Source organism: Agrobacterium albertimagni AOL15 (assembly GCF_000300855.1).
Lineage (GTDB): Bacteria > Pseudomonadota > Alphaproteobacteria > Rhizobiales > Rhizobiaceae > Allorhizobium > Allorhizobium albertimagni.
This window is the reverse complement of sequence record NZ_ALJF01000002.1, coordinates 42,831-55,717: the sequence shown is the minus strand read 5'-3', so window position 1 is coordinate 55,717 and position 12,887 is coordinate 42,831. Positions and strand designations below refer to the sequence as shown.

The window sequence follows — 12,887 nt, the reverse complement described above, 5'->3', positions numbered from 1 at the left end:
ATGCAAAGAATGCATTGCGCCATTTGAATGATGCAGCGCTCCGGACTATATGGGAGAAGGAAAAATCAAATTCAATCAAGCCTGGCGGTATTCATGGGGTCTAGTGATTTCGTTACATTGTTCTTCCTGGTCGCAGCGGTTCTGATCTTCTTTCAGCTCCGCAGCGTTCTTGGACGACGCACGGGCCACGAAAAGCCGCCGTTCGATCCGTTCGCACAGCGTGATCTGGCCAAGGGAGCAGCGCGCGACGATGGCAAGGTTGTCACCCTTCCGCGCCGCGAGGACGGTAACGCTGAAGATCGGTTTGTCGCTGTAGATGCTTATGCACCTGCCGGCACGCCCCTGAACGATCAGTTGCGCGAGCTTCTACACCACGATCCGAGCTTCAGCCCGAAAGAGTTCCTTAACGGTGCGAAGATTGCCTACGAGATGATCGTCATGGCTTATGCCGATGGCGACAGGAAGACCTTGAAAGGCCTTCTGTCCCGCGAAGTCTTTGACGGTTTCGAAAGCGCAATCGCCGATCGCGAGAGCCGCGGCGAGGTCGTGAAGTCGACATTTGTCGGCATCGAGAAGGCGGACATCATCCAGGCATCCGCTCGTGAAAACGAGGAGCAGGTGACCGTTCGCATCGTCAGCCAGCTGATCACGGCAACATACGACAATGCAGGTGCCATGATCGACGGCGATGCCGAGGCGGTATCCGAGGTGAACGACGTGTGGACCTTCGCCCGCGATGTGCGCTCGCGCGATCCGAACTGGAAGCTGATCGCGACCGAAGCAGAACAATGAACGATCTCAGCGCCTGTCGCCTGAGGCCGGTTTCCTTCGATGATCTGCCCGGCTGGTCATCTGACGATACTTCATCACTCTGGCCTGCCTTGACCGACTGTAGGAGATACCTGCAGTCGGTCAAACCATATAAGCCAGGTGCTTTCGGACTGACCGCCGAAGATCTGATGCCTCTGCTGGACGCTGCATCGACGCACAGTCCGGACAACGCAGCTCAGGCGCGGCTTTTCTTCGAACAGCACACGCGACCCTTTCTGGTCGAGCCCAGCGGCCAAAACGCAGGCCTACTTACGGCCTTTTACGAGCCGGAGGTCGCCGTCAGCGATCGGCCTGACGACGAATACCGCCACCCCTTCTATCGCCGTCCTCTGGATCTTGTGGACGTGGATGATGGCAATCGGCCAGCCGACCTTGAGGCCGGTTACGCCTTTGCCCTTCGAACCGACAATGGCCTGAAGCCCTATCCGGATCGTCGGGACATCGATCACGGCTGGCTTGAGGGCAGGGGGCTTGAAATTGCCTGGGCCCGCTCGAGGGTCGATGTGTTCTTTGCCCATGTCCAGGGTGCTGCACGACTACGATATCCCGATGGACGCGTCCGACGGATAACCTATGCGGCAAAGGCCGGGCACCCCTTTTCCGGCATCGGGCGCCTTCTGATTGACCAGGGCGAGATCCCGGAGGCGGATATCTCCATGCAGTCGATTAGGGCCTGGCTCGCTGCTCATCCGGACCGAGTGGACGAGATCCTTTGGCACAATCGATCCTACATCTTCTTCCGGGAAGCGGAGGTCAACGACCTCACCCGAGGACCGATTGCCGCCGCAAAGGTGCCGCTGATCGCGGGCCGATCACTTGCGGTCGATCGCCAGATCCACACCTTCGGCTTTCCATTTTTCATCCACGCCAAGGGGCTGACGCATATGGATGGCGGACGCGATTTCGCCCGGACCATGCTGGCGCTCGATACCGGGTCAGCGATCGTCGGACCCGCGCGTGGAGATATCTTCACGGGCTCCGGAGATGAGGCAGGCGAGTTGGCGGGGGCCGTGCGCAACGCGGCCGACTTCTATATACTCATCCCGAAGCAGGCGGCAGAGAGGTTTGTCTGAGTGTCGGGTGGACCAAAGCTCAATCCGGAAGATCGCATCCTCTGGGGCAAGGTTGCGCGTTCGACCCGCCCGATGCCCGGGCGTATGGAAGACCTGCTGAGTTTCGAGGAGCAGTTCGAGGCGCCAGTCGAAGAGAAGGTCGTGCCCGCGCTCAATCGTGCCGCCATCTCATCGTCGACCTCGACCTCGACCTCAGCTACTGATCCTGAGCGTAAGCCAGCACCCCGAATCCACCATCCCCTGGAAAAGCCGGTCAAGCGCAAGCTCTCTCGCGGTCATCTGGCGCTTGAAGCGCGGATCGATCTGCACGGGCTGATCCAGAGTGAAGCGCATGGAATGCTGCTCGATTTCCTCATCCGGGCCCATGATCGGGGTCTGCGCCACGTCCTCGTCATCACCGGCAAGGGAAGCTCGCTTGGGAGTGAAGGCGCCTTGAAGCGCGCGGTGCCGCTCTGGTTTTCCCTGCCGGAATTCCGTTTCCTGATCTCCTCCTATGAGCCTGCGGCACGTCAGCATGGCGGGGAGGGGGCACTTTATGTGCGGCTCTCCCACCGCGGACAGGAGCGCTGATGACGCCCTTCGGTGATGCGTTGCGGCAATTGCGGGAACGCAAGGGCGTCTCTCAGAAGGAGATGGCCGCAGCGATCGGGGTCTCGCCCGCCTATCTCTCGGCACTTGAACACGGCAGGCGCGGCCTGCCCAATTTCGACTTTCTCCAGCGTGTTGCTGGCTACTTCAACATCATCTGGGACGAGGCCGAAGAGCTCTTCTCGACGGCGGGCCGTTCCGATCCCCGCGTGGTGGTCGATACCTCAGGAATGAAGCCGGAATATACGGCCTTCGCCAACGATCTGGCGAAGCTGATTCGCCAGCTCTCTCCCGATGTGATAGGAGAAATGCAGGATATTCTGGATAGCGCAAAAAAACGGCCTTGAAGGGGTTGAAAAGCCCAATCTATCCACGAGAAACGACGCCCTCGCCTTTGGAACTCAGGCCAAAACCCCTATAGTCGGGCCACTTGAAGCTGCTGATTCGAATCAGCCGGGCCTTTGAGAATTGACTGGAAAGATTGCTGAATGACCGACTTGCCGATCGCGGAGAATGGTGGACCGGCCGAATATGGCGCGGATTCGATCAAGGTTCTGAAGGGACTGGACGCCGTCCGCAAGCGCCCCGGCATGTATATCGGTGATACCGACGACGGCTCCGGTCTCCATCACATGGTCTACGAAGTCGTCGACAACGCGATCGATGAAGCGCTGGCCGGTCATGCCGACATCGTCACCGTCACGCTGAATGCCGATGGCTCCGTCACCGTGACTGACAACGGTCGTGGCATTCCGACGGACATTCACACGGGCGAAGGCGTCTCCGCCGCCGAGGTCATCATGACCCAGCTGCATGCTGGCGGTAAGTTCGACCAGAATTCCTACAAGGTCTCCGGCGGTCTGCACGGCGTCGGCGTATCCGTCGTCAATGCGCTTTCGGTAAAGCTCATTCTGAAGATCCGCCGCAACAACAAGCTGCACGAAATCAGCTTCACCCATGGCGTAGCCGATGGCCCGCTGAAAGTGATCGGCGAATATGAGGGCCGTTCGGGAACGGAAGTGACCTTCCTGCCCAGCACCGAGACCTTCACCAATGTCGATTTCGATTATGGAACGCTCGAGCATCGCCTGCGCGAACTCGCGTTCCTGAACTCGGGCGTTCGCATTCTCCTCACCGACAAGCGCAAATCCGACATTCGTCAGGAAGAGATGCTCTATGACGGCGGTCTTGAAGCCTTCGTCCGTTATCTCGATCGCTCGAAGAAGCCGCTCGTCGACAAGCCGGTGGCCATCAAGGGCGAGAAGGACGGCATTACGGTCGAAGTCGCGATGTGGTGGAACGACAGCTACCACGAAAACGTCCTCTGCTTCACCAACAACATTCCCCAGCGCGATGGCGGCACTCACATGGCCGGCTTCCGCGCGGCACTGACCCGCCAGGTCACCTCCTATGCGGATAGCTCCGGCATCACCAAGAAGGAAAAAGTGACGCTGCAGGGCGAAGACTGCCGCGAAGGCCTTTCCGCTGTCCTTTCCGTGAAAGTTCCGGATCCCAAGTTCTCGTCCCAGACAAAGGACAAGCTCGTATCGTCCGAGGTTCGACCGGTCGTTGAAAACCTCGTCAACGAGGCGCTGAGCACCTGGTTCGAGGAACACCCGACCGAAGCCAAGATCCTCGTCGGCAAGGTCGTCGAGGCTGCGGTCGCTCGCGAAGCTGCCCGCAAGGCGCGCGAACTCACGCGCCGCAAGGGTGCCCTCGATATCGCCTCGCTGCCAGGCAAGCTCGCCGACTGCTCGGAACGTGACCCGGCAAAGTCTGAACTCTTCCTTGTCGAGGGTGACTCGGCAGGCGGCTCGGCAAAGCAGGGCCGTTCGCGCGAAAATCAGGCGATCCTGCCGCTGCGTGGTAAGATCCTCAACGTAGAGCGCGCCCGCTTCGATAAGATGCTGTCGAGCCAGGAAATCGGCACGTTGATCACGGCGCTCGGCACCTCGATCGGCAAGGACGAGTTCAACGCCGACAAGCTGCGCTATCACAAGATCATCATCATGACCGATGCTGACGTCGACGGCGCGCATATCAGAACACTTCTGCTGACATTCTTCTTCCGCCAGATGCCGGAGCTCATCGAGCGCGGCCATCTCTACATCGCCCAGCCGCCGCTCTATAAGGTTTCGCGCGGCAAGTCCGTTCAGTACCTGAAGGACGAGAAGGCGCTGGAAGATTATCTGATCACCATGGGTCTCGAAGAGGCGACACTCACGCTCGCCAATGGTGAGGTCCGCGCCGGACAGGATCTGCGCGACGTGATCCAGGACGCGCTGCGCATCCGTTCGCTGATCGACGGTCTCCACTCCCGCTATAACCGCAACGTTATCGAGCAGGCCGCGATCGCCGGCGCGCTGAACCCGGAGCTGACGGGCAACCGCCAGCAGGCGGAAGCGACAGCAGCGCTCGTCGCAAGCCGACTGGACATGATCGCCGAAGACACCGAACGCGGCTGGCAGGGTTTCGTCACCGACGAAGGCGGCCTTCGCTTCGAGCGCATGGTTCGTGGCGTCAAGGAAGTGGCCTCCGTCGATGTCGCCCTGATCGGCTCTGCCGACGCTCGTCACATGGACCAGATGTCCGCGCGCCTACGCGAGATCTATTCCGAACCGCCGGTACTCACCCGGAAGGACGGCCGTAGCGACATGCCGGGCCCGCGCGCGCTTTTGGATTCGATCTTCGCAACCGGCCGCAAGGGTCTCTCCATGCAGCGATACAAGGGTCTCGGCGAAATGAATGCTGAGCAGCTCTGGGAGACCACGCTCGATCCGAACGTTCGCTCTCTACTGCAGGTCCGTGTCAACGACGCGACCGATGCCGATGGCCTGTTCTCGCGCCTGATGGGCGACGAGGTCGAGCCACGCCGTGAGTTCATTCAGGACAACGCGCTGAGCGTCGCGAACCTCGATATCTGAGGTCTTCAGAGCGCAATTCAAAAGGGCCGCTCCCGAGGAGCGGCCCTTTTTCGTGATCAACAGGTTTAGTTGATCGGATGGTTAACGTGATTCACGTGAAACCATAAACACGGGCGCTCAGAAACGCCCCTCGAATGCCACCTCAGCCAGAGCCTTGCGCCCATTCGGCGTTTCCTTCGAACGCAGACCTTCTGGCAGAGCTTCCTTGTCACCCAGCGTGCCGATGGCCACTGCTGCATTGATGTGGAAACCATCAGGCGCGCCAAGCTCCGAGACGGCCCGATCGAAGTCGAAACCAGTCATCGCATGCGCGAAATAGCCGGACTTCATCGCCTGAAGCGAGAGCAGACCCCAGGCCGCACCCGCGTCGAAACTATGGCTGCGATAGGACTTCGGCTCCGATCCGTCAGCCGGACGGCTTAAAGTGTCGGAAAAGATGAAGACGAGCGCAGCTGCATTCTTGGCCCAGCCCTGATTGAACTCGATCAGGATATTCAAGAACTTGTCGAAGTCAGGCGTTCCCCTCAGGGCGTAGATGAAACGCCAGGGCTGGTAGTTGAACGCCGAGGGCGCCCAATGTGCGGCATCGAGGATGGTCAGGAGATCTTCCTTCGGCATCGTGCTTCCGTCAAAGGCACGCGGCGACCATCGATCGAGAAAGATCGGATCGACATTGTATTCGGACTTGCGGTGATTGCTGCTGGTCATGGTGTTCCTTCACTCGTGTCTTGGGATGACCGATGGAACAAACATCAATTCGCAAGCCTCGGAAAGGGTCCGGCCTGCAAATTAGGGTGAACACTGTGATCGTTGATTAACCCCGCGCCAGGGGAGGAACTTTAAGGCTTTTCGAACATCATCCGAAGTCATGAGACATTGTGTGCTGCGAAAGGAGGGATAATCCGGGCTTTTGCGATGCACAAAGTCTGTTAGTGTAGCGAATGAACGCGGGCCAGCCTGGTCCGACACAAAGGTACAGAACCCATGTTCTATCAGCTCTATGAATTGAACCATGCATTCATGGCACCATTCCGGGCAACAGCGGACGCAATGAACCTGGCTTGGAGAAACCCGCTTAACCCGTGGTCCCATACGGTCGTCGGGCGTTCATTCTCAGCGGGCTTTGAAGTTTTCGAACGTGTGACACGCCGCTATGGCAAGCCGGCCTTCGGTCTCCCGACAACGCGGATCGATGATGAAAGCGTCACGGTCGAGGAAGAAATCGTCTGGCGCAAGCCCTTCTGCGACCTCATTCACTTCAAGCGCCATCTTCCGGCCGGCGCTGAAAAAGGCCCGCGCATCCTTATCGTTGCTCCCATGTCCGGCCACTACGCGACTTTGCTCCGCGGGACGGTCGAGGCGCTGCTGCCGAGTGCTGATCTATACATCACCGACTGGATCGACGCCCGTATGGTCCCGGTGACCGAAGGCGATTTCGATCTCGACGACTATATCGACTATGTCATCGACATCCTCCATCATCTGGGTCCAGACACCCATGTCGTCGCCGTTTGTCAGCCTTCGGTTCCCGTACTGGCCGCTGTCGCCGTCATGGAAGGTGAGGGGGACGTCTGCGCACCGTCCTCGATGACCCTCATGGGTGGGCCCATCGACACGCGCATCAATCCGACGGCCGTCAATCAGCTGGCTCAGGACAAGCCGCTCGAATGGTTCCGCGACAACGTCATCATGCAGGTGCCGTGGCCTCAGCCCGGTTTCATGCGTCAGGTTTATCCTGGCTTCCTGCAGCTCTCGGGCTTCATGTCGATGAATCTCGATCGGCACATGATCGCGCACAAGGACTTCTACGTGCACCTCGTCAAGAATGACGGGGATTCGGCCGAGAAGCACCGCGACTTCTACGATGAATACCTGGCGGTCATGGACCTGACGGCGGAATTCTATCTCCAGACCGTCGAGACGGTGTTCATCAAGCACTCCCTGCCCAAGGGCGAGATGATGCATCGCAACAAGCGCGTCGACACGACAGCGATCCGCAACGTCGCGCTTCTGACAGTCGAAGGCGAAAACGACGATATCTCGGGCCTGGGCCAGACTAAGGCGGCGCAGACGATCTGCACCAACATCCCCAACGATATGCGCCTGCATTACATGCAGCCGGATGTGGGCCATTACGGCGTCTTCAATGGCTCGCGTTTCCGCCGCGAAATCGCGCCGCGCATTGTCGAGTTCGCTCGCACACACGGCAAGAATGCCAAGACCACGACCCCGGTCAAGCGCGTCATCAAGGGCGGCAAGGCTCTCTGACATTTTCGTCATTCCGAATTTAAGAAGCGGATTCAGTCGGTTCTCCGATTGGGTCCGCTTCTTTCTTGAAGGGCAGGGCGGCATTTCCCACATCGAAACTATCGGGCGGCATTTCGCCGTCCGCGCAAAACGAGGTTATCGATGATGAACCAGTCAGCACTGCTCCGGCCGGATTGGACTCCGGCAACCGTCGCCTTGATGGTGCTCGGCTTCGTGGTCTTCTGGCCGCTCGGTCTGGCCATGCTTGCCTACATCCTGTTCGGCGAGAAGTTCCAGAACTTCAAGCGCGAAGCCAATCGTAAGGCGGACAACGCCTTCGCCTGGTGCCGCACCAACAGCTACAGCACCTCCGCCCCGACCGGCAATGTCGCCTTCGATGACTGGCGCAAGGCAGAGCTAGAGCGTCTCGACGAAGAGCGTCGCCGTCTCGATGAGATGCGCGCCGAATTCGACAACTACGCCCGCGAACTGCGTCGGGCGAAGGACCAGGAAGAGTTCGACCGCTTCATGCGCGATCGCCAGCAGATGAAAACTTCAGGCGAGGGCGGTCCCGCCCAGGGTTTCACCGGCAACTGACCGGTCGAGCCATCCTGTCGCAACAGGGGTCGGCGCACTTGCGCCGGCCTTTTTTCGTTGCAAGAAGAGACCCCGAATCGGCTACAACACCCCCATGTTTCCCCTGCTGAAAAAGCTGACACCACAGAGAGCCCCGGCGATCCAGCTGGAGCGGGCGATTTCCGTGGATGGTCGGTCGATCCCGCTGACCATCAGAAAGAACAGCCGCGCGACCCGCATCACGCTCCGGATCGAGCCTGGCGGGCGCGCTTTGAAGATGACCATTCCCCCGGGGTTGCGCGAACGGGACATCGACGACTTTCTCGATCGCCACCAGGGCTGGCTCAGCACCAAGCTCAAGCGCCAGAAAACAGCCGGCGCGATCGAAGATGGCGGGGAGATACTGCTTCGGGGCGTTCCCCACCGCATCGTTCATACGGGTCAGTTGCGTGGCCTCACCCAATCGATCGACAGTGAAATTGGCCATATCTTGAGCGTCAGCGGCCTTGAGGACCACCTTCCGCGTCGCGTCGCCGACTTTCTGAAAAAGGAGGCACGTTACGATCTTGAGCGCCTCGTAGCCCTGCACGCCAGGAATGTCGGCAAGCCTGTGAAGAACATGACGCTGAAGGATACCCGCAGCAGATGGGGATCCTGTTCCTGGGATGGAAAGCTCAGCTTTTCCTGGCGCATCGTCATGGCGCCGCCTTTGGTTATCGACTATCTCGCCGCTCATGAAGTCGCGCATTTGCGCGAAATGAACCACGGTCCGGCCTTCTGGGCACTCTGCAAGGAGCTCTGCCCACGTATGGATGAAGCCAAGGCTTGGCTCAAGCGTCACGGCTCGACCCTGCACGCGATAGACTTTGCCTGAGTAACCCGCGACCTTTCAGCCTCTGTCGCAAATTGGCTCGACTCTTTTTTGATTTCGTGCGACTTCGCTGCCATGAGACCCGATATCAAGATCTGCGGACTGAAGACGCCGGAGGCGGTCGATCGTGCGGCCGACCGCGGCGCGAGCCATATCGGCTTCATCTTCTTCGAAAAGAGCCCGCGCAACATCGAGCCCGACATCGCCGGCATACTCGCCGATCGCGTTCGCGGCCGTGTGAAGAGCGTCGCGGTAACTGTTGACGCCGATAACGACGATCTCGACGAGATCATCGCCTTGATGCGTCCAGATATCCTGCAGTTCCATGGTCACGAGAGCCCGGAACGCCTGCTGACCGTCAAGGCGGTCACCGGCCTGCCGATCATCAAGGCATTTTCCATCCGCGACGCCGATGATTTGAGGCGCATCGAGCCCTATATCGGTATTGCAGATCGTTTTCTTTTTGATGCCAAGCCGCCGGTGGGCTCCGATTTGCCTGGCGGCAATGGCGTGACCTTCGATTGGCGTCTGCTGCGTTCGCTTGACGACAGCGTCGATTACATGCTTTCCGGAGGCCTCAACAAGGCCAACATCGCAGAAGCCCTGCGGGAGACCGGAGCGCGGGCGATCGACGTGTCCTCCGGCGTGGAATCTGCGCCGGGCGTCAAGGATCTGCAGATGATGGACGAGTTTTTTGCGGCCGTTGCCGAGGCAAGTCGTGCACAGCCGGTTTCAGGGAGTGTCAAGTGAACCAGTCACCGAAACCCAATTCCTTCCGTGAAGGTCCAGACGAAGACGGCCGTTTTGGCATTTTCGGCGGCCGCTTCGTCGCCGAAACGCTGATGCCGTTGATCCTCGACCTGCAGGCGGAATGGGAAAAGGCAAAGACGGATCCGGAATTCCAGGCAGAGCTGGCGCATCTCAACACCCACTACACCGGTCGTCCGAGCCCGCTCTATTTCGCCGAGCGTCTGACGGAAGAACTGGGCGGCGCGAAGATCTACTTCAAGCGCGACGAGCTGAACCACACCGGTTCGCACAAGATCAACAACTGCCTCGGCCAGATCCTACTTGCCAAGCGCATGGGCAAGACCCGCATCATCGCAGAAACTGGCGCCGGCCAGCACGGCGTGGCATCGGCCACGGTCGCGGCCCGCTTCGGCATCCCCTGCGTCGTCTACATGGGCGCGACCGACGTCGAGCGCCAGGCACCGAACGTGTTCCGCATGAAGCTCCTCGGCGCCGAAGTGAAGCCGGTCACGGCTGGCCATGGCACCCTGAAGGATGCGATGAACGAGGCGTTGCGCGACTGGGTCACCAATGTCGACGACACCTATTACATGATCGGCACCGCCGCCGGCCCACATCCCTATCCAGAAATGGTCCGCGACTTTCAGTCGGTCATCGGACGCGAAACGCGCGAACAGATGCTGGCTGCCGAAGGCCGCCTGCCGGACATGCTGATCGCAGCTGTCGGCGGAGGTTCGAACGCGATCGGTCTCTTCCATCCTTTCCTCGATGACGAGAGTGTCCGCATCGTCGGCGTCGAAGCCGGTGGCAAGGGTCTCCAAGGCGAAGAACACTGCGCTTCGCTGACTGCGGGCACGCCCGGGGTTCTGCATGGCAACCGCACCTATCTGCTGCAGGACGGCGACGGCCAGATCAAGGAAGGTCACTCGATCTCCGCCGGCCTCGATTATCCCGGCATTGGCCCCGAGCACTCGTGGCTGAAAGACATGGGGCGTGTCGAATACGTGCCGATCAGGGATGACGAAGCCCTTGAGGCCTTCCAGATGCTGACGCGCACCGAGGGCATCATCCCGGCGCTCGAGCCGAGCCACGCGCTCGCCGAAGTCATCAAGCGCGCGCCCAAGATGGACAAGGACCAGATCATCGTGATGAACCTCTGCGGCCGCGGCGACAAGGACATCTTCACTGTCGGCAAGATTCTCGGTATGGGGCTCTGATCATGACTGCGCGTATGGACCAACGTTTCGCTGCCCTGAAGGCTGAAGGCCGCCCGGCACTCGTCACCTATTTCATGGGTGGCGATCCGGACTACGACACGTCGCTTGCGATCATGAAGGCCCTGCCAGAAGCCGGCGCGGACGTTATCGAGCTCGGTATGCCCTTCTCGGATCCGATGGCTGATGGCCCGGCGATCCAGCTTGCCGGTCAGCGGGCTCTGAAGGCCGGCCAGACCCTCGTGCGCACGCTCGACCTGGCGCGCGAATTCCGCAAGACGGACAATGAAACGCCGATCGTCATGATGGGTTACTACAACCCGATCTACGTCTATGGCGTCGAGCGTTTCCTCGACGATGCGCTTGCGGCCGGCATCGACGGCCTGATCGTTGTCGACCTGCCGCCGGAAATGGATGACGAGCTCTGCATTCCGGCTCGCAGCCGCGACATCAACTTCATCCGCCTGGCAACACCGACGACCGACGACAAGCGTCTGCCGACCGTTCTCAAGAACACCTCGGGCTTCGTCTATTACGTCTCGATGAACGGCATCACCGGCTCGTCGCTGCCGGATCCGTCGCGCGTCGCCGGCGCCGTCCAGCGCATCAAGGCGCATACGGACCTGCCGATCTGCGTCGGCTTCGGCGTCAAGACCGCGGAGCATGCCCGCCTGATCGGCGCCAATGCCGATGGCGTCGTGGTCGGGACCGCGATCGTCAATCAGGTTGCCACCAACCTCACAGCCGATGGAAAAGCGACGGGGGATACGGTTCAGGCCGTTGCCACGCTGGTGCGCGGACTGGCAAGCGGCGTGCGCTCTGCACGCCTTGCTGCTGCCGAATAAGCACCCCATATGGGCTTTAAATATCAGGAGTAAGCCGCGTGAACTGGATCACCAACTATGTGCGCCCGCGCATCAATTCCATGCTGGGCCGCCGCGAAGTTCCGGAAAACCTCTGGATCAAATGCCCGGAAACGGGCGAGATGGTCTTCCACAAGGATCTGGAAGAGAACAAGTGGGTCATCCCGGCTTCCGGCTATCACATGAAGATGCCGGCAAAGTCGCGCCTGATCGACCTCTTCGACGATGGCCAGTTCGAGGCGCTGCCGCAGCCGAAAGTCGCGCAGGATCCGCTGAAGTTCCGCGATTCCAAGAAATACACCGACCGTCTTCGTGACAGCCGCGTGAAGACGGATCAGGAAGACACGATCGTTGCCGGTGTCGGCACGGTGCAGGGCCTGAAGCTCGTCGCCGTCGTCCACGAGTTCAACTTCATGGGCGGTTCGCTCGGCATTGCCGCTGGCGAAGCGATCGTGAAGGCCTTCGAGCGCGCCATCAAGGAAAAATGCCCGCTCGTCATGTTCCCGGCTTCGGGTGGCGCCCGCATGCAGGAAGGCATCCTGTCGCTGATGCAGCTGCCGCGCACGACGGTTGCCGTCGACATGTTGAAGGAAGCCGGCCAGCCCTACATCGTCGTCCTGACCAACCCGACAACCGGTGGCGTGACGGCATCCTATGCCATGCTAGGCGACCTCCACATTGCAGAGCCCGGTGCCGAGATCTGCTTTGCCGGCAAGCGCGTTATCGAGCAGACGATCCGCGAGAAGCTGCCGGAAGGCTTCCAGACCTCCGAATATCTCCTGGAACACGGCATGGTGGACATGGTCGTCAAGCGTCACGACATTCCGGACACGCTGGCGCGCGTCCTGAAGATCATGACCAAGCGCCCTGCGAACGACATGGCGGTCCCTGCGAAGGTGGCGGAGCCGGTCGAGAAGGCCTCGGCCTGAGCCGCGTTTTCTGTGAGGCCG

13 protein-coding genes are annotated in these 12,887 nt (G+C 60.1%); 12 read left to right on the top strand and 1 reads right to left on the bottom strand.

Annotation, left to right across the window (positions count from 1 at the left end):
• Positions 1–93: 93 nt before the first annotated feature.
• The 5 genes from QWE_RS01085 to gyrB all read left to right on the top strand — a co-directional run bounded on the left by QWE_RS01085 (position 94) and on the right by gyrB (position 5,416).
• Positions 94–792 (top strand): Tim44/TimA family putative adaptor protein, encoded by a 699-nt coding sequence (locus QWE_RS01085; protein ID WP_006724207.1) that lies wholly within the window; start codon positions 94–96, stop codon positions 790–792.
• On the top strand, positions 789–1,904 hold the full coding sequence (gene mltA / locus QWE_RS01080) for a murein transglycosylase A (protein WP_006724206.1): 1,116 nt from the start codon (positions 789–791) through the stop codon (positions 1,902–1,904). Before QWE_RS01085 ends, mltA begins: the two co-directional genes overlap by 4 nt.
• Positions 1,905–2,474 carry a Smr/MutS family protein gene (locus QWE_RS01075; protein WP_006724205.1) on the top strand — a complete coding sequence of 190 codons (570 nt, stop codon included), beginning with the start codon at positions 1,905–1,907 and terminating at the stop codon, positions 2,472–2,474.
• Positions 2,474–2,839, top strand: a complete 366-nt coding sequence (locus QWE_RS01070; protein ID WP_006724204.1) for a helix-turn-helix domain-containing protein — start codon at positions 2,474–2,476, stop codon at positions 2,837–2,839. The genes QWE_RS01075 and QWE_RS01070 overlap by 1 nt, the downstream gene beginning before the upstream one ends.
• 141 nt (positions 2,840–2,980) lie before the next feature.
• On the top strand, positions 2,981–5,416 hold the full coding sequence (gene gyrB, locus QWE_RS01065) for a DNA topoisomerase (ATP-hydrolyzing) subunit B (RefSeq protein ID WP_006724203.1): 2,436 nt from the start codon (positions 2,981–2,983) through the stop codon (positions 5,414–5,416).
• A gap of 117 nt (positions 5,417–5,533) precedes the next feature.
• Here gyrB and QWE_RS01060 read toward each other — a convergent pair whose 3' ends face one another.
• Positions 5,534–6,124 (bottom strand): nitroreductase family protein, encoded by a 591-nt coding sequence (locus QWE_RS01060; RefSeq protein ID WP_006724202.1) that lies wholly within the window; start codon positions 6,122–6,124, stop codon positions 5,534–5,536.
• Positions 6,125–6,400: 276 nt separating this feature from the next.
• On the opposite strand from QWE_RS01060, the gene QWE_RS01055 reads away from it, so the two are divergent.
• The 7 genes from QWE_RS01055 (at position 6,401) to accD (ending at position 12,866) form a co-directional block, all read left to right on the top strand.
• Positions 6,401–7,684: a polyhydroxyalkanoate depolymerase gene (locus tag QWE_RS01055; protein ID WP_006724201.1), complete on the top strand. Its 1,284-nt coding sequence runs from the start codon at positions 6,401–6,403 to the stop codon at positions 7,682–7,684.
• A gap of 144 nt (positions 7,685–7,828) precedes the next feature.
• The gene (locus tag QWE_RS01050; protein ID WP_006724200.1) at positions 7,829–8,260 is read left to right on the top strand and encodes a DUF2852 domain-containing protein; all 432 of its coding nucleotides are present in this window, start codon (positions 7,829–7,831) and stop codon (positions 8,258–8,260) included.
• A gap of 94 nt (positions 8,261–8,354) precedes the next feature.
• Positions 8,355–9,113, top strand: coding sequence for a M48 family metallopeptidase (locus QWE_RS01045; protein WP_006724199.1), 759 nt, complete (start codon positions 8,355–8,357; stop codon positions 9,111–9,113).
• Between the two features lie 72 nt (positions 9,114–9,185).
• Complete coding sequence (locus QWE_RS01040) at positions 9,186–9,860, top strand: phosphoribosylanthranilate isomerase (protein ID WP_006724198.1); 675 nt, start codon at positions 9,186–9,188, stop codon at positions 9,858–9,860.
• The gene (gene trpB, locus QWE_RS01035) at positions 9,857–11,077 is read left to right on the top strand and encodes a tryptophan synthase subunit beta (RefSeq protein WP_006724197.1); all 1,221 of its coding nucleotides are present in this window, start codon (positions 9,857–9,859) and stop codon (positions 11,075–11,077) included. The genes QWE_RS01040 and trpB overlap by 4 nt, the downstream gene beginning before the upstream one ends.
• A gap of 2 nt (positions 11,078–11,079) precedes the next feature.
• Entirely contained in the window at positions 11,080–11,919 is an 840-nt protein-coding gene (gene trpA / locus QWE_RS01030) for a tryptophan synthase subunit alpha (protein ID WP_006724196.1), read from the top strand.
• Positions 11,920–11,957: 38 nt separating this feature from the next.
• Entirely contained in the window at positions 11,958–12,866 is a 909-nt protein-coding gene (gene accD / locus QWE_RS01025) for an acetyl-CoA carboxylase, carboxyltransferase subunit beta (protein WP_006724195.1), read from the top strand.
• The last annotated feature ends 21 nt before the right edge of the window (positions 12,867–12,887 follow it).